This window comes from Paenibacillus sp. JT22N7 (genome assembly GCF_059383875.1).
Genome location: NZ_JBXENY010000006.1, coordinates 53769 through 72589 on the forward strand (window position 1 = coordinate 53769; position 18821 = coordinate 72589).

An 18821-nucleotide genomic window follows, 5' to 3' on the forward strand; every position below is an offset into this window, starting at 1 on the left:
CTGTAGGCACTAAAAAGTACCTATAAATACCGATCAGCAAGGAGGAGCAGCATGACGAAGAAGAAATACAATATTTCCGTAGAAGCGACGCTTGAGGTTATCGGAGGGAAATGGAAATGCGTCATTCTGTGCCATCTCACCCACGGCAAGAAGCGGACTAGCGAGCTGAAGCGGCTCATGCCAGGCATTACGCAAAAAATGCTCACTCAGCAGCTCCGCGAGCTGGAGGACGATGGAATCGTGAACCGGATTACGTATAATCAGGTGCCTCCTAAGGTCGAATACGAGCTGACCGAATACGGACTCAGCCTCGACAGCATTTTGAGCGCCCTCTGCAACTGGGGAGAAGAGCATATTATCCGAATTTATGGCGATAAGTATTCGATGCTGGAGGAAAGTGTTTTGAATAAATAAGCACAGTCTGCTGCTTATTAGCGCGACGATGTAGTTGTAGAGATAGTATTGGAGTTTAAGTGTCACGGGGCTTTTCTAAAGCTATTCTAAAAAAAGGCTTATTCCTCCTTGAAGTCCAAGTGGAACGAGCCTTTTCCATATGCTATCTAAAATGCTCTCTCCTTTTTTTAGTTTCTAAATCGGCTAGTCTTACGGGTATAGGCAGTCTGCTTTCTTTATTAATTAACGCTAGCGTGATGGCGGTCGCGGTATCTATATCAATCCAATTGCCGCATGAAATAAAAATAGGCTTCACATCTTTATGCGTTCTTAGCGCTCGTCCATATACGATGTTGTTTATTACAATATTGGTGAACGCCCCTGCTTCATTCGCCGGCATATCAAAATCAACCGAATCGATTTTCAAATAAGTTTTCGCCATACCTATCGTCGGTTTATTCAGATGGAAGGACGCATGTGTGGCGATTCCCATATTTCTAGGATGCAAATATCCATTACCATCAAACATGATCATATTCGGATCGCTATTCAGCAGCTTAAATGTTTCGATAATTAAAGGCAATTCTCTGAAAGATAAATAGCCCGGTATATAAGGCACCTTAACTTCAGCTTTTAAAGACTGTATTTCCACAACCTCTTTGGTCAGAAAATCTACGACACATATGCAGCACACTGCAATTGTCTTTCCAGCTTCCTCCCAGTACGCTAGATCCACTCCGGCAATGAGCTTAATATCTTCTATTTTAAAATGATTTTGCAGCTTAATTTGTTGAACTAAATCCTGTTGAATGGCAGCATAACTTGCGGTTATTTTATTTTCCATTTTGTTTGAACCTTTCGTTATATGTATTCTTGACTAAAACTGCGGCTTTATCAGGGGATACAGCCTGAGGTGGCATCATCGCCAGTAGTCCGCAGCATGATCATACCTTTTATAGCTGTTTTAAAATTTGTTCTCTAACACCTTTATCGAACTTAGCTCCTTCTATGTTAGCCCCTTTCCATATTACATCGTTAAGTTTAGCATTTGTAAAGTCAGCTGCTTGAAAATGACCATTCCATAGTGTAGCTCCAGTTAAATCAGCTCCTGAGAAATTCGCATTCCTAGCTTGTACTTCGGACAAATTAGCCTTAATGAAATCAGATCCTTCAAAGTTTCCATCTATGAGAATAGCACCAACAAAGACGGCTTCATCAAAATAGGCCTCGATTGCAATAATTCCCGTTAGATTCGCCTGGCGAAATGTAGCTTCATTGAAAGTTGTTCCAGATAAATGGCCATGGTAAAAATCCACCTCGTCAAAACAAGTCTCTATACACGTACTTATTTTTATGTGCGCATACTTCATCTGAGCTTTACGCAGGTTCGCCTCGCTTAATACACAATCAGCGATATCGGCTTCCTCCAAATTACAGCTTTCCAGATTAGCCTTGTCAAATTCACAATCACGCAAAGAGACACTTAATAGCTCAGAGCCTCGCAGGTTCGTACCATGAGCCATAATTCGATCTGCCCTTAGCTCTGATAAGTCTGAAAAAGAGAGGTCCAGCCCGCCTATCTCTAAGTAATCCAGTATACCTTCTTCTAATCGAACTCTATTAATCTTCTCTATAACTTTTGCTAAATCATTCGACTGCTCTCCCATTTCAACACCTGCCTTCTTAAAATTAGCTTTTTAAATACTGTTGCTATAGATACTCCGTACAATTTTGACTTTCACAGAAAAAAGAACAGCTTGCAGCCTGTGCTGCAAAACTGTTTTTCTCCCACTCATTTTTGGCTTCAGCAAATAAAGAGTCGCTGCTTTTTTACTCTCTATCTTTAAAAAAATCCTCTTCTAGATAGGGGTAGTTCAGTAGTTCTAAATCTTCCTTAGCCAAATAACTCGTTTGATATTCATCTAAATGGGTATTGATCAGTAAACTCCCTTTAACCCTTTTTATTAATGGATAGGAGGTATCATCTTCAACAAGCATATCCTTATCGTTCAACTGCAGTATTTTCCCAATAACTTCAAGCATCTTTAACCACCCAATATCAAAAGTACGCGATATAAATTGAATACTAATAGGAACATTTGTATCCACTCCATGATCTTCGAGATTCATCTCTCGAAAGCGTTTAATATAGTCTTCTTCTTCATCTAAATCTATACTTAGTGAAAAATAAGTGCAACCAATACTCACTTGCTGAGCACCAGATCGATCCCTTACTTCCACTTCATAATTAATTAATTCTACAAAAAACACTTCGTATATCATATCGTAAAGTATCTTTCGCAAGGCTTCTCTAGGCAAATCAGAACCAATAGATACCCTAAAATCCATATTAATCAAACCTCCAATACCCTCTTGTTACTTGACGACCTTCAATGATTAATAGTTCGTCTAGATGTTTTAAATCCTTGTGTGTCTGACTTATTAAATAATCAATAAGTTCTCGCCTCTTTTCAACAGGATAATCATTTAAATTTAATACGATTCTTCTAGCTTGTTTTGTAGTTTTACTTCTGAGTGTAGTAAGAATATTCTGTAAACTAGTACCTTTATCTGGAGCATAACAATCAAATACTTGTCCTTCAATTATAAAGTCTGGACTTTTAGAGGGATCAATGCCATAGCCATTTCCATCAAATGCATTTCCATTGGGGACTTCGTCAAGCATTGTTGTACGATATCCTTGTTCTGCAAGAACATCAGCAGCTTCATTTTGTCTTTTTAATCCTCGAGCATCTTTACCTGTATCTTTAGCATAATTTCCTTCTGGTTTGCCACCCTTAGGTAATGAAGGCTTTGTAATTATAGCATTTGGTCTAATTTTAGGTGTATAAGGAATATGTTTTTCACCATATAGTTTGTATTCTGAACTCGTTTTCCAGTCCACATTTTTATCACCATATTTTGAACGGAAATACTCATCCCACTCTGGTCCTGTTCTAGGTATCTTTGAAGAATTACCCGTCCCCTCAGTTTCTCTCTCTTCTCTTTCCCTTTGTTTCGTTCTACTCTTACTCGCATCTTCAAACTCATCAAGCTGCCGATTCACACCAGATACGTCTTTTGTAGACTCTTTCGTTGTTGTCTTCATTTTCGGCAGTGCAGGTGCTTCCTTCGGTTTAGGGGGTTTGACATTTTCCAGCTTGAACTTCGTCCAAGTATCATCCAGCGCCGCTAAATTCCGACCATTCGCCAGTTTATTCGCAGCAGCGTACAAGCCATGCTTCAGCAAAATACCCAAGTTCACAACGGTCAGAGCAATACCTAGCTTGTCCAGCATAGACTGGTCGATGCCAAATAAGGAAGGATTTGTGCTATCATCACCATTCCTAAGATCAATTAATTTCTCTGCATTGACCCAAATCATGGCCACGCCAAAAGCGACATCAGCCGCTACTAAGAGATACAGCGATCCTCCGCCTGTCGGGATCGCCGCAATAATCGCAGAAACTCCAAAAACAATATTAAATTCTGCTATCAGCATTTGCGGACCAAGGATTAATTCCTCATACGTATATCGAGATAAGTATACCGTTTTTGCTGAGGCGCACTGCACTTCAATCACAAAGACAATGGTTATGAAAAAGAAGACCACAATACGGGCAACTAACTCGCATTGTGGCTTTGTTGGTTGTATTCTATAATCTTCTTGTCAGAACTGTAGGACGCATTTACATAAAATAATTTATAGACTCGTTATCAATTCATTGAATAATTGATTCTTACGACACCAGGTAGTCCCAATGGAAACAGATCCTATTTTGATATTATTAACCATTTGAAACAACTTCATAGGATAATCAATTCAATTTATATCCCCTACCTGATAATTGATAGATAGTCCATGGAATGGAAAACCTTCTGTTCCACTCAACTTCTTATCATCCACTATCACAGTATTATCTTTCCGTAATAGTATAGGTTTATCATTCAACTCTAAGAGGCAATCGCCATATACACACTCAAGAAGCTTACCAATAAAAACCATAAGTTCATATGCCCAATTAGAATGAGAGACTAGAATATCAATATAAATATCATATTTTAATTCAATACCATAATCCTCACTTGCAAACACAACACCATGCCCACCTTCGTTTATAGAAAGCGTAAATCCATCAGTAGATACCGTTAAATTATCGTCAGAATCACTCTTCTCTGCATCACCTACTAATTTAACTACAATTCGCTTTAATTCACTAAATTCGAGGTAACTTCCGAGATAAAAAGAACCAAACATAGATCGTTTCTCCTTTATTTAGGTTTCAATCTTGTAATATTACCATCTTTTATAATTAGCAACTCATCTAATGTTGGAATATCAAACTTTTCGAATTGTTCATACAATTCATCCATTGAACCTTTAAATTCATCCAAGTTAATTACAATTCGGCTAGCTTGTTCCTGTGTCTTTTTCACAACAGTTCCCCATATGTTTCTAACTTTAGGCGTCTCTGGAGAATAACAATCAAAGGCTTTCCCATTAATTAAAAAATCAGGATTAGATGTTGGTTTAATACCATAACCATTCCCACCTTTTGTATTTGGTAACATTTCTAAATCATAACCTTTGTATGCTAATAAATCCGCCGCATTATTTTGTAGAGTTATTGGGTTTGGTTCATTAGGGTCAGGAGTTTCATACTTACCTTTGGGTTTTCCTCCTTCAGGAAGTATCGGTTCAGTTAAACCATTATCCGTACCCTCAATTTTCCCACCCGTTACATTCGGAGGCTCCGCTCTCCCCTTACCTGCCCCCTGATAAATCGCTGCATCATCAAACTCATCAATCGGCTGATTTACACCAGGACCGCCTTTTGAAGGCTCTTTCGTTTTTGTCTTCGTTTTCGGCAGCTCAGGTGGCTCCTTCGGTTTAGGCGGTGTAACATTATCCAGCTTGAACGCTTTCCAAGCATCATCCACCGCTGCTATATTCCGCCCGTTCGCCATCTTATTAGCTACCGTATATACACCATGCTTCAGCAGGAGCGCTAAATTCACAACCGCCAAGGTAATCCCAATGTCATCCAGTATTTTCTGCTCCAGATCCAAGAGCGGCGTATCTACATTACCGTGAGATAAGGCGTACGCCTTCATCCCATTCACCGTAACCATTGCCGCGCCTAGAACACCATCCGCTATCGCTAAGACATACAACGATCCCCCACCCGTTCCTATAGCCAGAACGATGGCCACGGTACCAAAAACGATGTTCATTTGTGCCATCAGTATCTGGGGGTTTAATTCTAATTCCTGATACGTATAACGAGATAAGTATACCGTTTTTACCGTTTGCTTGCTCAGGTATTCCGGCTTTTGCGGAATCAAGTTTTCCAACGCCCAAGCATCTGCTATTGGGGCAATTAGCTCCATAAAATGCTGGGCACCTGACGTATTCAGCGCCTGATGAATCATCCCCGACAAGCCGCCGCTTTCCTGCGACCCGCTAGCGGAAAGCACGGGGAGCGCGGGCAGCATCGACTGAATTTCAGCCTGCGACTTCCCTTCCTTCTCCCCTTTCTCCCTAATAGCGACTGACTCTTTTTTCCACTGATAAACCGCCGTTCGATCCCGATCCTGCTGATCATATCGCTGCTGCTGCTTCGCCTGTTCAGCCTCTTTATCTTTGCTTGGTTTACTCGTTTTCGGACCATACTGTTTCTGATACACCTCTTGCTGCTTCTCCACTGGCTGCGTCTGGAGCCAATCCTTCGCTTTAGCACCTAAGTTCGGATCATTTTTCATTTGCTCCTTGGTTGCAGGATGAACCTTCTGGTACAAATATTCCTCCGATATCGGAGCCCCGTTATACTTCTGCTTCTCTTGCTCCATATTCGCAGCGAGTTGCTCGGACAACTGCTCGTCCAAATACATCTGCTCAATCTCTTCATCCGTCAGCAGCTCGGTGAACGGTACCTCCACCTTCTGAAAATCCAGCTTGCCGCTCTTGATGCCTACTCGGTTATCGCTGATCAGCACATAATGGTCCGCATTCGTTTGCAAAGCAACCTGACTCGTCGCCCGCATCCGAATCGATTCGAGGATTCCCTTATTGCTCCCGCTGCCCAGCTCCACCTTATTGCCCGCGACCAGCAGCACATCTTCACTGGCGTTCACCGTGATGTTTCCGCCATCCAAATGCAGGCTGACCGTTCCCTTTTCAAAAAGAACCCCATCGTCCCCCAGCTGCATCTTGGCCGCTCCCGGCGATTCAAACACCTTCGTCGTCGGCTTCTGGAACACCGTCCGGCTTTTCATCTCCTCGCTGCCGCCTCGCACCGAGTTGATCGCCATTGCCTTCTTTTCGACGCCATTTGGAAAATATACCTTAATCCGCGCCCCCTCATCGGGCAGCACGTGAAACATATTGTTGCCTTCCCCCGAATACGGGAACCACCAGTTTCCCTGCTCGTCATTAGCGTTGTCGATGTCCAGATGCACCTTGACCATATTGTTCGCCCGTTTCACGACGCGCCCTTCCAGAGATACACCCTGAATCCCTTCATTTTGCCGGGATTTCCGCCTCAGCGTCTGGCGCCGAACCAGCACATATTCATAGGTCAGCAGCCCCGAGGCATAGCTGATGACCGACTCCGCTACGACCCACATTTGCTTTTTGAATACGACATCGTCCCCAACCTGGCAAAATTGCTCGCTGGTTATCCGGTAGCTGACGAAGTCTGCTTCGTGAATAAGATCCGCATCACTGCCTTCCGCATGGGCTTTCAGCTCTTCATAGGCGGCCCGATTCTTCAGAACCGTATAGCGCTTCTCCTTCAGCTCCTTCCCCCAAGATAGGTCCGGTACGCCAAAATACACGCGCGGGGTATCCATCACCACATCCGGCAAAATGACCGTACCCACCCGAGACGCCAACCGCTTCAAAAACTGCCAATCCGTCTCCTCGAACTGGACCATCAAGGAGCCAAGAGTCGCTTGATCGCTCGTCGCCATATTTTGCGCATCTCCGCGGGGATAGTTCTTGACCAATTGCAGAATCGCGTCCGTATACGTCAAATGCTTATTCTGATAGGACCGATTTTTCGGCTCCAAATCCATCGCATACGTGCGCGACAGCGCCTCAACCTTCACATGCGGAATGCCATCCTCCATTTCAATATCTACATGCGTAATGCCCCCGGCAAACCAGCTTTCCGCCTTGGGCTCAGCAGGTCTCCGCATGAATAGGCTGTCCTCGAAGCTGCTTCTGCCTATACAGGCTTCAGCTTCCTCTTCCGTCATTTCCGCTGTAAAGGTACATTTCGCATGTGCATTGAACTTCCGCTCGATGCGAAAGCTGCGCACGGCCTTAAGCTTATAAGGCCATACCAGCTGGTAGCCGTCTCCTTCATAGTTCACTTCCATGCTGTCACCTCCCTTCTTCTCCTTATCTCACGGAAAACTCCGGAGGTGCCGGATCCATCCCATTGGTCAGCAAACGAATTTGTCCTCCATACTGGCAAAACAAACAAGATTTGCTCGTTAACGCAGCTGCCCCTTGAATCGATACACTTGGGCTGCCGTTTGTCCATTGCGGCCCTTTCAGCTTCTCCAGCATCGCACTAAGCGATGGCAATCCGCTTGGCAGCCCCATCGGCGGCGCAGATTTAAATGGTGCTCCCGATGGAGCCGGAGCTTCCATCAGCTTGGGCGCACAGGGGTAAACAGGCAGGTTAAAAGTAGGCTCCTCTGGATCTGTATCAATGATATATGAGGGATCCGAAGGTATGCCCGCACCTGCTGATTCCGCCAGCTTCATTGGATGTTGATCACTTCTGCAAAAGCCAAAGGAATAAAAATTCCCATCAATTTCTTGCCCCATACGATCAAAGGGGATTCCCTCAATGGTATTGGGCGTTGACAGGGACACTTTGCAATCCTCCACAGTCAGCATCGGGCTGCCGTTAATATAAATGCCATTCGGCTCCGGCTTATTCAGCACCTCCTCGTGCGAACCGTAGGAGCAATGCATATACGCCCCTGCCGTCACATACGTATCCTCGCTTCGCCATGGAGACTCCAGCAAGCCCTTAAGTGTCGCTTTTTTCAAGATGGTTTTCCTATGATCCATTTCAACCGATTCCCCCTACCAACTCAATTCGTCTCACACTCAGCCCGTACAAGCTTTTCCGCAGCAGCCCCTCCGCTATATCTACACGCACCACCAGCACACGGCTGCGGTAGTACGGAATCTGGAAAATCGCAGCATCTTGCAGCGCCCATGGATCTACCCACATTTTGCTCACTCGCCCGTTTTCCGTCACGGTCCGCTCTGGCGCTAAGCAAGGCACCTCCTGCACATCCATCCAGTCATAAAAAAACTGTCCCTGCTGCTCCAAATCCATGACGATGACGCTCTTATAGCCCATATTCGGAACCATTCGGCTGACGACCGCCCGCAGCTCAGCGCCTACGAGCAGCAGCGGATTTTCAATCATACAACCGGGATTTAGCCGGCTTCCCTTCTTGACGTACACCATCTCCTGCTGCTCCGCATAGCGGTAGCCTCTCAGCATGCGCTCGGGAAAAGCGAGGTTCGCCCCATTCGCCGGCAGGCGCCGATCATGCTCCAGCACGAAATATTCCATCGTGCGCTCCAGCTCATGCGAATGCCATTCCCCTTCTCCTGCCCACTCTCTACGCATGCTCATGCACCGGCTCCTTTACCCAGTAAATCATCTGCCGCTGCTCTTCCGTCAGCTCTACCCGCAGCGCATCCCGCTCCAGCATGCGGCTGCCTGTTAAATCTGCGCCGGTGAAATCCACCTCGAGCAGCTCGGCTCCCGTAAAGTCTGCCGCGATTTTCGCACCCCGAAAACTCGCATACGTCAGGTCTGCCCCTTGGAACTGCACGCCGTTCATCCCGAACACGAGACCATGCTCTTCTGCCACATAGTCCCGATTGCCGAGGACGCCATCGAACCGCGCATAGGTCAGGTCGCAATGGCGAAAATCGGCATCATATAAGAGGCAATCTTGAAAATCCGCCTGATCGCACACACACCGCTCGAATCTTGTGCCCAGCATCCGGCTGTTCGCAAGCGTGCTGCCCGTCAGCGTCACCTCTTCAAATCTCGTATAATTCACATCGATTCCTTCGTACTCCCCACGCATGAGGTTCACGCCAGCGATATGCTCATAGATATAGTCCTGATCCAGCTTGTTTTCCAGCCAGCCCTTGCACGTAATCGACGTCCGCTGCCGCTCCTTCACGCAATAGACCGACTCGCTGATCTCTTGATCCCGGTATTCGCCTACTCGCACCTCAAACGAATCATCCTTCTTGATCTCCTGAAAAGAAGCCAGCTCCCGAATCGCATCCATCGCATACCGCGCCGCATGCACCATATATACATGAAACGGATACAGCTGCTCCTTCATCCAAACCTCAAACGAATGGCGCTCAATCCGGTTCATATACCGTTTGCGCCGCTCCTCGCAGCCTTGATCCCAAGCCTCTGCGAAGCCATAAATCCACCCCGCCTCATAGCGAAAAGGAGTCAGCCCCACCTTGCCATCCGTCTCCCTGTCGCTCGCTTCCAGCATATAGACGGGATGCCCTTCGTTCAGGCTTGTCCGCAGCAAGGAGATGTGGATATAGGCACATTTCTGCAAAAGCCCTTCCTGCTGCCGAGCCAGCACCGCTTGGCAAAATCGGTCAAACAGCGCGGTGAATTCTGCCGCGATCAACGCTTTATTTTTCACATAATAATGATGCAACGCCCGAATTTGCGCATTGCGCTGCGGGATAACATCCTCTTCTAAAAAATGCTGCCACACTTCCATATCGTGCATCGCTTGTTCTCCTATCTATGGTGTTCATTCCCTACTGATTCATCAGCACTTCAATCCCTTTAATGACGACCTGGCCTTGGTCAATCGTAATTCCTCCGTTGCCATCCTTCGTGGACATTTCGATCTGGTTCGCCACCATCATGATCGATTCGCCAACCATCTCTATCTGCTTGCTCGCTTGCAGCATAATTTTATTTTCACAGTTCAAAATGATCGTGCCTGCGCTTGTCAGCGTAATCGTGGCACCTCCGGTCGCGCCCGTGATGGTGATTTTATCTTCCTCGAACGTGATCTTTTGCCCTGTTGGCGTCAGCAAAAACTTCGTATTCGGATTCGCCATCAAATCGTCCTTCAAATCCTTATCGTAATTAATGACCGGCTGCAGCTGCTCCTGCTGTACGACCGTCGTCGTTACATTTTGGCTTTTCCCGCCTGTTGATCCAGCCGATCCGGACGCCCCGCCACTTCCTGACCCAGACGAAACCGCCGCACTCATCGCTTCCTCCGGCACCTTCTTCCGCACCGAGCTAAGCGCAATCCCTTCGGCCTCCTTCGCATTCGGAAAATAAATCCGCACGCTGTCGCCTTTCTCCGGCATGCAGTACCAGCCCGTCTGGTCGTCCGATGCATACATCGTGGAATAAGGGAATGGGCTGGCAATGGCAAGGCTCCAGTTCTGATCGTAATCAAGCTGCACCTTCACCTCGTCGCGCACAACCTCCATCACTTTCCCCGAAATCGACGCGCCAATCAGCTTGGCATTATGCCGCTTGCGGCGATAAGCCGCGCTCTTCAAGCAAAGCGTATACCGATGGCTGAGCAGCCCCTGCTGCATTTCCGTGCGCACCTCAAATACATGAAGCTTATGCCCTTTGAACGTCACTTTATCGCCCAGCTCAAGCACCCGATTGTTCAGCACGATTTCGTAGCAAATATAGTCCTGCTCGCTAAGGCCGGACTTTTCCATTGACGCTTCTTGTTTATAAGCAACCAAGTCCTTGTACATCCGGTAGTGCGTCGCCTCTATCTTGCCAGCGTCCCGATTGTCTGGAATGCCTATATACACGCGAATGCAGTCCTCGGTCGTGACTGGAACAAGCACCGAATGATAACGGGAAGCGAGACGCTTCAAAAACTGCCAATCGGTTTCCTGATATTGCAGCGTATAGGCACCGAGCTTTTTATTTTCATCGAACGTATTGAACGTTTGTCCTTTGGGATAATAGCTGCTGATTTGCTGCATGAGATCAGGGAGGAGCATCGCTTGATTTTGAAAGGAGCGGGTTTGCGGCTTGAGATCCATCGCATGTGTATGCGACACGGCTTCCGCCTCCAGCCAATAAACGTGGTTTTCTACGCGAACGTGGAGCTTCATGATCATGCCATGAAACAGCCGATGCTGCTTCCCGCTTTTTTCGGTATAAAGAAGCTCGATAGGGGTTTGATCATCCGCCATTCGAACATAATAATCTTCCTTTTCCTCCGGAATGATGCCCGTAAACGTCAATTTGGCGTGATCATGAACTTTCTTGACGAGCAGCACATGATGCAATCTCATGTCAAAAGGAAGTATTCGCAATTCTTCATAGCTAACGGAAAATAAGGCCATTATGTCATCTCCTTCAATCTGCCTAAGCTCCAGCTGTACCATAAAGTTATAGTACAGGGAATAATGTTACAGTCTAAATGATATATAACAGGACTAATTTACATACTTATACTATAATAATAAAATATATATCGACTTTTTAAGTTCGTTTATTAATAGAACAACCTTAATTTCAATAAAAAGGCATCAAAAAATAAGCTCCCTTCATACACGAATGGTGTATAAAGGAAGCTTATTTAGTAGGCGGCAGCGGCTTGTGCATACATACTGGCTGTTGTCCGTTTTGCCGCTATATTACCGCTATATTGCTGTTATTGTGAAGTTCATTCACTTCAATTTTGCTACTACTACAGCTACTGCTACTGCTACTTCTGATAGTTCCTATTCTTGCTTCACTGGCGTCACTGCATAATGCAGCTCCTGCTCCAGCTCGGCAGCATAAGCTGCGCTCGTCTCTTCCGACCAGCCGAACAGCGCGGCCATCTCGGCATGCACCGCTTCCTTCCACTGCAGAACGCGAGCGCGGTCAAACAGCAGATTGCCTGTACGGCGAATCCAGAAATCCGCCGGCTTCGTCGTCAGCTCATATTCCAGAGCGTACATCAGCTCAATGCGCAGGCTGAGCGGAAGCTCTTGACCGCTAGCTGTTGCCTGGTCCTTGTATTGCGGGATAAGGCCAATGACTCGGTCCATATTGGTGCCAAAATGGCGGGCAAGCCGCTCAGCCTCTGCACGAGACAGCCCCGCACGAACGCCTTCCTCCGTTTTCTTGGCAACGAAGGCTGGGAAATGGGAGGAACCGCCGAAGTCGCCGCCCGACAAAGGCAGATTTTTCGTGCCGCTTGGGCGAATGCCGCTGCGACCTTCCGCTGTAAGCTGCGTGCTTACCGTGTTCACGACGCTTTCCGCCATTTTGCGATAGCCCGTCAGCTTGCCGCCTGCAATCGAGACCAGTCCGGACCCCGCGACGAATACCTCATCCTTACGCGAAATTTCCGAAGGGTCTTTGCCTTCTTGGTGAATGAGCGGACGGAGGCCAGCCCAGCTCGATTCCACGTCGGAGGCTTTCAGCTTGATCGAAGGGAACATGAAATTCGCTGCCTGCAAAATATAGTCCAGATCCTGCTTCGTCATGCGCGGATGCGCCTTATCTGCCTTATAGTTCGTATCGGTCGTGCCGATATACGTTTTGCCGTCACGCGGAATCGCGAACACCATACGTCCGTCTGGCGTATCGAAATAGACCGCTTGGTGCAGCGGGAAGCGCGATTGGTCAAATACCAAATGCACCCCTTTAGTCAAATGAACCGTTTTGCCCTGCTTCGAGCCATCCTGCTCGCGCAGTGTATCGACCCATGGACCTGTCGCATTGACAACCTTAACGGCACGCACCTTGCTCTCGGCTCCAGACAGCAGATCGCGCACATTAGCGCCAACAACTCTGCCATCCTCATAAATGAACGATTCCACCTTCACATAAGGGATCGCCAAAGCGCCCATATCTACAGCCTTCTTCATCACTTCAATCGTCAGACGCGCATCATCGGTGCGGTATTCCACATAATAGCCGCCACCCTTCATGCCTTCGCGCTTCAGCAGCGGCTCTCTGCTCATCGTCTCGTCTACGCTGAACATTTTCCGGCGCTCGCCGCGTTTAACGCCTGCCAGAAAATCATACACGCGCAGGCCTAGCGAGGTCGAGAATTTGCCGAAGGTGCCGCCTGTATAAAAAGGCAGCAGCATCCACTCGGGCGTCGTCACATGCGGCCCGTTCTCATATACAATCGCACGCTCTTTGCCAACTTCCGCTACGACGCCGATTTCCAGCTGCTTCAAATAACGCAGACCGCCGTGAACAAGCTTCGTCGAACGGCTCGATGTCCCTGCCGCAAAATCCTGCATATCCACAAGCGCTGTCTTGATACCACGCGTCTGGGCATCAAGCGCAATGCCTGCTCCCGTAATGCCGCCGCCAATAACGAGCAAATCGAAGGTTTCCTCGCCTAGACTGCGATAAAGCTGTTCCCTATTTAATGCGCTAAAAGCACCTTGTTTTGCCGATCCTGTCTGTTTGCTCATCGTCTATTCCACCTTTTCAGCTAGTCCTTATGCAATATCCTGAAAAAAAAGAAAACGAAAAAACCGCAAACACCTTAAGCTGCGCAACATCTAGCGCAATGCAAAAGGTTTCTGCGGTGTCTCCGTTTCTCCGACCGAATATTAACTTATGCCCACATTATATCATAACGGGGCCTGCTCGTAAACAGGCTGAAGAGGGGTAACCGCAAGGGAAGCCAAACCATTCATGCAGCGATGAGCCTTTTTCACCCTGTTATTATACGTCCGAGCAGCTGCTCCTAATCGTCAAAGCCGTCGGAATCACGACCTTTTTCGGAATTGATCGCTTCGTGGTCATACGTTCCGCGAGCAGCTCCACCGCCGTCTCGCCCATATATTCCATATGCACCTTGACCGTCGTCAGCGGCGGCTGGACAAATTCGGAGATCGGAATATCATTAAAGCCGACGAGCGACACTGCGCCCGGCACCTCAATTCCCGCCTCATGCAGAGCCCGCAAAGCGCCTACGGCCATGGAATCATTTTCGATAAAAAAGGCTGTCGGCAGCTCCCCACTCTCAATCGCACGGGACATCTGCACATAACCATCCTCGGAAAACAAATTTTCACCGGTGAAAATAAATTGGGGATGAAAAATATCTTTGTTTTTCAAATAGTCCCGCAGCGTCACTTCGCGTTCATCGCGTACCCGCTTATTATTAACGATATTATGCCCGCCAATGTATCCGATTCGCTGATGGCCCAAATGGACAAGATAATCCAGCAACTCGGTCACCGATTTGCGCAAATCAATAATGACCGAGTCAAAGCGCTGATCATCCGGCGAAGAGTCAACGAATACGATTTTGTCCATAGAAGCTGGGAACATGTCGAGATCTTCCTTCTCAAAACGTCCAATCGCAATCATGCCGTCCAATTCGCCGACCCATTCGCTATAATATGAGCGCTCCTGCCGGAAAAGCTTGACGACTTCCATCTGGCGCTGAAAGCATTCCCGCTCCACGCCGAGCCGCACCGCCATATAATAAGGATCAAGCATCTCTTCCTGATCGGAATACCAGTTCACGATGCCGATTCTTGTCATTTCTTTCGCTGCTGTGCCATTGCGCTCGCGCAGCGTTTTATAATTCAGCTCCTGCGCAATTTCAAAAATCCGCTTGCGTGTATCGTCTCCAACCGACAGCGAAGGGTCATAATTCAACACCCGCGATACCGTTGCGATTGAGACGCTCGCCAGCTGCGCAATATCTTTAATTGTTGCCACTTCATCATACCCTTTCCTGCCCCAAGATCCAGTGAATGTACATCCGCTGCACCATCAGGCTTTACCGCCACCTAACTAACAGGGATTTATTACAATACTAGCATATGGACACAGGTCATGTCCGCGAAAAAACTTGATTTGCACCATCTGCTCCTCGGGCCAATCCTCAGTAAATTAGTCTGCCCCGACCAACCTAATAAGCTCCTCCTTACGGAAATTCAGCTCAGGCGGCTTATTCCTTGACGGAGCTTCCGAGTTCCTTGAATGAAATATTCTCATAACAATCAAAAATAAAGATATTTCCGAAAAATAGGCTATACTAAATAAGGTACAAGTCTATACATTTCATAATGGGAAGGAAGCTGAACAATGGCGAAGCTCACTGCTTATTTTTTCTCTGAGGATGCTAAGGCACAGGCTGATTTTTATATTCAGGCGCTTGGAGGGGAAATCATCTCCATTATGAAATTCGGGGATTTGCCGAATACGCAAGAGGATGCAAAGGATAGAATCCTTCATCTTGAGATGAAGGCCGCTGGTGTTCATTTCATGTTATGCGATGCTGTGTACCAGAAGCTGACCCATGGAAGTGCCATTAATCTAAGCTTGGAATTCGAAGGCGAAGCGGAAGCTCATGAGGCTTTCAGTAAGCTGTCAGAGGGCGGAACGGTGAAAAAAGAGCTGAGTCCGGAATTTTGGGGTTCGCTGTTCGGACAGCTGGAAGACAAATTCGGCATTCCGTGGATGATTACGACGGCTGCGAAGACGAGTCAAGCTTAACTCCACGTACACATAACTTAAGCATACAAGAACAAGCCCCTCTCGCTTCATGCGAAAGGGGCTTGCTTACATGCTATTTTTTCGAATAAATTATTCCTTCTTATATCCTTCATCCACCAGATCAAGGCGTCCTGTCTCCGGATCAATAACGAAGCCGTGCACAGGAATATGCGCAGGCATCAGCGGATGGTTGCGAATAATGCCGATGCTGTCCATGACGCCTTCCTCTACCTTATCGAACCCCTTCAAGAAACGGTCCATCTTAATGCCGGAGCTCTCAAGCGTCTCGATAACGACTTCGGAAATGCCGTTTTCCTTGAATTTATTGACCATGCCCTGCGTATCCAAATTGTTCATGCCACAGCCGTGATGCCCAATAACGAGCACTTCTTCTACACCCAGCTCATAGACAGCGACCAAAATACTGCGCATCGCACTACCAAACGGCTGAGTCAAAATCGCGCCGGCGTTTTTAATGATTTTGGCGTCGCCATTGCGCAAATTCAGCGCTTGCGGCAGCAGCTCAACAAGACGAGTATCCATACACGTCAAAATCGCCAGCTTTTTCGCTGGGAACTTGTCGGTCAGAAACTGTTCATAACGTTTTTCCTCAACAAATTTCTCATTATATGACAATAAATCATTTACAATACTCATCCTTCATTTCCCCCTCTGCTATTGCCAGACAACCCTTTATCCCATAGATAAAAGCCTGTCTCTATATAAAAAAAGAAGAGCCGCAGCTCTCCCTTCATTATCATTCCTGCACAGCCGATGCCATCTACGTAAGCTTAGCTCACACAGGATCAGAAAAGCTAAACTTACTTTAGCATAAGTCGTACATGATGAGCAATAGCAACAATCAGGTTATAGTTCGACTACCGCTTTAATGACCTTCGACTCCGGCTTCAGCCACTCGTCGAATACATCAAGCATGCCTTCAAAGGACGAGCGATGCGTAATTAATCGGTCTACGTTAACGCTGCCGCTGGATACCGCTTCAATGACGATATCGAAATCCTCACGCGTTGCATTGCGGCTTCCCATTAGCGTCAGCTCGCGTTTGTGAAACTCGGGATCATGAAAGGCAATATCCGCCTTCACGAGTCCAACATAGACCAGCTTGCCGCCATGCGCTGTCAGGGCGAAGGCATCCGTCATCGAACGGGCATTGCCCGTTGCGTCAAATACGACGGTTGGAAATTCTCCCGCTGTCAGCTCAGCGATCCGCTCTTTCGGCTGCTGCAAGGCATGAACCGTTTCATCAACACCAGCCCAATCCTTGCAAAAAGCAAGCCGCTCCTCATTAATATCCATCGCAATAACACGCGCTCCCCGGTGCTTGGCAAACGCCATGACGCCAAGCCCGATCGGCCCTGCTCCGATGACGAGCACGGTCTCGCCCGCTTCCAGCTCCGCACGGCGCACAGCATGGGCGCCGATGCTAAGCGGCTCCAGCATCGCCGTCGCGTCCAGCGTCAAGCCATCCGTCTTAATCAGATGGGTGGCGGGAACCGCAATAAGCTCGCGCATGCCGCCATCCCTATGAACGCCCAGCACCTGCATGGCGGTGCAGCAATTTGTTTTGCCGCGTCTGCATGCGATGCAAGTACCGCAGTGCATATATGGAATGACACTGACTTGATCGCCTGGCACAAGCCCGGCTACATTTTCGCCAACCTCTTCTACAATAGCCGCCAGCTCATGTCCGAGAACACGAGGGTATTGAAAGAAAGGCTGATTGCCTTTGTAGGCATGCATATCTGTCCCGCAAATGCCGATGCGGCGAATGCGAATAATAGCATCCTCCGGGCCAGCTGCGAATGGACCTTCACCGCTGCCGCTGCCGCCGCCAAAAGCAGGCTGCTCCTGCTCCGTCAGCTTGAGGCTGTCTGGCTGCTCGCATACAATGGCTTTCATGATGTCGTGCTCCTTTGCCCGCCGATGCCGATCTTCTCATTATATTCCGGCAAGCCGCTGAGCCAGCTTTCATTGGCAACGGGCGCCAGCAATTCAAGCACTTCCTTAAGCAGCCGCTCGTCCATAGGCTCATCTATCCATGCCGCGTTGCGGCGGATATTTTCTGGATTCGCTGTACTGACCAGCGTCGTCGGAATTTGCTCATTCGCTACTGCAAACTGCATCGCCAGCTTCGCAATATCGATTCCTTGCGCTGCACAATGCTCGGCAGCACGCAGACAGGCGGCCTTCAACTCGGCGCTCGCTGGATGCCAATCAGGCGTGCCTCTCGTGCCAAGCAAACCCATCGACAACGGTGACGCGCTGACCAAGCCGACATTGTGCTGCTCAATGAGCGGCAGCAGGCCGAGCAGCGACGTATCATTTAATGAATAATGGCAATAGGATAAAATGACATCGACTTCCGTATGCGGCAGCCATTTCTCGAATAGCTGCAGCGGCAAGCCGGAAATGCCATAATGGCGGATTTTACCCTGCTCCTTGAGCTTTTGCAGCGCTGGAATGCCCTGTGCTGCATGCTCAGGCGTAACAAACTCAATATCGTGAAGGAACATAAAATCAACGTAGTCCGTATTGAGCCGCTGCAAGCTTTCTTCAAGAGAGCTAATAATCCGGCTTTCGGAAAAATCGAAGCTGTCCACGCCGTATCGGCCTGCTTTAGTTGAGAGCAGAAACTTGTCTCGGGGCAGCTCCTTAATCGCCTTGCCGAGCACCGTCTCCGCCTTCGTTAGTCCGTAATACGGCGAAACGTCGATATAGTTGATGCCCGCATCCAAAGCGCTGTGAACGGTACGAATCGCTTCTTCCTCATTCGTCTCCCGGAATACTGAACCGAGGGAAGATGCGCCGAAGCTGAGTACTGATACATCCAGTCCGGTTTTGCCTAATTTGCGATATTTCATC

17 protein-coding genes are annotated in these 18821 nt (G+C 47.9%); 2 read left to right on the forward strand and 15 right to left on the reverse strand.

The genetic code is table 11. The features are described 5' to 3' along the window. Positions 1–51 precede the first annotated feature (51 nt). Positions 52–414, forward strand: a complete 363-nt coding sequence (locus AC50Y5_RS17345; RefSeq protein WP_056037398.1) for a winged helix-turn-helix transcriptional regulator — start codon at positions 52–54, stop codon at positions 412–414. 142 nt (positions 415–556) lie between these two features. Here AC50Y5_RS17345 and AC50Y5_RS17350 read toward each other — a convergent pair whose 3' ends face one another. The 12 genes from AC50Y5_RS17350 to AC50Y5_RS17405 form a co-directional block, all read right to left on the reverse strand. Continuing rightward, positions 557–1237, reverse strand: a complete 681-nt coding sequence (locus AC50Y5_RS17350; protein WP_056037400.1) for an endonuclease V — start codon at positions 1235–1237, stop codon at positions 557–559. A gap of 109 nt (positions 1238–1346) precedes the next feature. Further along, positions 1347–2060: a pentapeptide repeat-containing protein gene (locus AC50Y5_RS17355; RefSeq protein WP_494862416.1), complete on the reverse strand. Its 714-nt coding sequence runs from the start codon at positions 2058–2060 to the stop codon at positions 1347–1349. 163 nt (positions 2061–2223) lie between these two features. Continuing rightward, entirely contained in the window at positions 2224–2742 is a 519-nt protein-coding gene (locus tag AC50Y5_RS17360; protein ID WP_494862418.1) for a hypothetical protein, read from the reverse strand. Position 2743: 1 nt separating this feature from the next. Next, positions 2744–3976 carry a CdiA C-terminal domain-containing protein gene (locus AC50Y5_RS17365; RefSeq protein ID WP_494862422.1) on the reverse strand — a complete coding sequence of 411 codons (1233 nt, stop codon included), beginning with the start codon at positions 3974–3976 and terminating at the stop codon, positions 2744–2746. Positions 3977–4216: 240 nt separating this feature from the next. Beyond that, positions 4217–4651 (reverse strand): hypothetical protein, encoded by a 435-nt coding sequence (locus AC50Y5_RS17370; protein ID WP_494862424.1) that lies wholly within the window; start codon positions 4649–4651, stop codon positions 4217–4219. Positions 4652–4665: 14 nt separating this feature from the next. Further along, positions 4666–7776, reverse strand: coding sequence for a CdiA C-terminal domain-containing protein (locus AC50Y5_RS17375; protein WP_494862426.1), 3111 nt, complete (start codon positions 7774–7776; stop codon positions 4666–4668). Positions 7777–7798: 22 nt separating this feature from the next. Beyond that, on the reverse strand, positions 7799–8482 hold the full coding sequence (locus AC50Y5_RS17380) for a DUF4280 domain-containing protein (protein WP_494862428.1): 684 nt from the start codon (positions 8480–8482) through the stop codon (positions 7799–7801). A 1-nt stretch (position 8483) separates the two neighbouring features. Continuing rightward, entirely contained in the window at positions 8484–9062 is a 579-nt protein-coding gene (locus AC50Y5_RS17385; RefSeq protein WP_494862430.1) for a hypothetical protein, read from the reverse strand. Then, the gene (locus tag AC50Y5_RS17390; RefSeq protein WP_494862432.1) at positions 9049–10206 is read right to left on the reverse strand and encodes a pentapeptide repeat-containing protein; all 1158 of its coding nucleotides are present in this window, start codon (positions 10204–10206) and stop codon (positions 9049–9051) included. Before AC50Y5_RS17390 ends, AC50Y5_RS17385 begins: the two co-directional genes overlap by 14 nt. 31 nt (positions 10207–10237) lie before the next feature. Continuing rightward, entirely contained in the window at positions 10238–11815 is a 1578-nt protein-coding gene (locus tag AC50Y5_RS17395) for a contractile injection system protein, VgrG/Pvc8 family (protein ID WP_494862434.1), read from the reverse strand. 381 nt (positions 11816–12196) lie between these two features. Next, complete coding sequence (locus AC50Y5_RS17400; RefSeq protein WP_494862436.1) at positions 12197–13894, reverse strand: glycerol-3-phosphate dehydrogenase/oxidase; 1698 nt, start codon at positions 13892–13894, stop codon at positions 12197–12199. 256 nt (positions 13895–14150) lie between these two features. After that, positions 14151–15158, reverse strand: a complete 1008-nt coding sequence (locus AC50Y5_RS17405) for a LacI family DNA-binding transcriptional regulator (protein WP_494862438.1) — start codon at positions 15156–15158, stop codon at positions 14151–14153. Positions 15159–15527: 369 nt separating this feature from the next. Here AC50Y5_RS17405 and AC50Y5_RS17410 point away from each other — a divergent pair, with 369 nt between their 5' ends. Then, the gene (locus AC50Y5_RS17410; protein WP_056033888.1) at positions 15528–15938 is read left to right on the forward strand and encodes a VOC family protein; all 411 of its coding nucleotides are present in this window, start codon (positions 15528–15530) and stop codon (positions 15936–15938) included. Positions 15939–16028: 90 nt separating this feature from the next. On the opposite strand, the gene AC50Y5_RS17415 is transcribed toward AC50Y5_RS17410, so the two are convergent. The 3 genes from AC50Y5_RS17415 to AC50Y5_RS17425 all read right to left on the reverse strand — a co-directional run bounded on the left by AC50Y5_RS17415 (position 16029) and on the right by AC50Y5_RS17425 (position 18820). Continuing rightward, entirely contained in the window at positions 16029–16595 is a 567-nt protein-coding gene (locus AC50Y5_RS17415) for a beta-class carbonic anhydrase (protein ID WP_056033885.1), read from the reverse strand. Between the two features lie 210 nt (positions 16596–16805). Beyond that, entirely contained in the window at positions 16806–17858 is a 1053-nt protein-coding gene (locus tag AC50Y5_RS17420) for a zinc-binding alcohol dehydrogenase family protein (RefSeq protein WP_056033882.1), read from the reverse strand. After that, complete coding sequence (locus AC50Y5_RS17425; RefSeq protein ID WP_056033880.1) at positions 17855–18820, reverse strand: aldo/keto reductase; 966 nt, start codon at positions 18818–18820, stop codon at positions 17855–17857. The genes AC50Y5_RS17420 and AC50Y5_RS17425 overlap by 4 nt, the downstream gene beginning before the upstream one ends. Between the last annotated feature and the right edge of the window lies 1 nt (position 18821).

Coding starts and splice junctions, on each gene's coding strand:
- AC50Y5_RS17350 (WP_056037400.1), bottom strand. CDS start 1,237: ATGGAAAATAAAATAACCGCAAGTTATGCTGCCATTCAACAGGATTTA.
- AC50Y5_RS17380 (WP_494862428.1), bottom strand. CDS start 8,482: ATGGATCATAGGAAAACCATCTTGAAAAAAGCGACACTTAAGGGCTTG.
- AC50Y5_RS17410 (WP_056033888.1), top strand. CDS start 15,528: ATGGCGAAGCTCACTGCTTATTTTTTCTCTGAGGATGCTAAGGCACAG.
- AC50Y5_RS17390 (WP_494862432.1), bottom strand. CDS start 10,206: ATGCACGATATGGAAGTGTGGCAGCATTTTTTAGAAGAGGATGTTATC.
- AC50Y5_RS17345 (WP_056037398.1), top strand. CDS start 52: ATGACGAAGAAGAAATACAATATTTCCGTAGAAGCGACGCTTGAGGTT.
- AC50Y5_RS17395 (WP_494862434.1), bottom strand. CDS start 11,815: ATGGCCTTATTTTCCGTTAGCTATGAAGAATTGCGAATACTTCCTTTT.
- AC50Y5_RS17420 (WP_056033882.1), bottom strand. CDS start 17,858: ATGAAAGCCATTGTATGCGAGCAGCCAGACAGCCTCAAGCTGACGGAG.
- AC50Y5_RS17400 (WP_494862436.1), bottom strand. CDS start 13,894: ATGAGCAAACAGACAGGATCGGCAAAACAAGGTGCTTTTAGCGCATTA.
- AC50Y5_RS17425 (WP_056033880.1), bottom strand. CDS start 18,820: ATGAAATATCGCAAATTAGGCAAAACCGGACTGGATGTATCAGTACTC.
- AC50Y5_RS17370 (WP_494862424.1), bottom strand. CDS start 4,651: ATGTTTGGTTCTTTTTATCTCGGAAGTTACCTCGAATTTAGTGAATTA.
- AC50Y5_RS17355 (WP_494862416.1), bottom strand. CDS start 2,060: ATGGGAGAGCAGTCGAATGATTTAGCAAAAGTTATAGAGAAGATTAAT.
- AC50Y5_RS17375 (WP_494862426.1), bottom strand. CDS start 7,776: ATGGAAGTGAACTATGAAGGAGACGGCTACCAGCTGGTATGGCCTTAT.
- AC50Y5_RS17360 (WP_494862418.1), bottom strand. CDS start 2,742: ATGGATTTTAGGGTATCTATTGGTTCTGATTTGCCTAGAGAAGCCTTG.
- AC50Y5_RS17415 (WP_056033885.1), bottom strand. CDS start 16,595: ATGAGTATTGTAAATGATTTATTGTCATATAATGAGAAATTTGTTGAG.
- AC50Y5_RS17385 (WP_494862430.1), bottom strand. CDS start 9,062: ATGAGCATGCGTAGAGAGTGGGCAGGAGAAGGGGAATGGCATTCGCAT.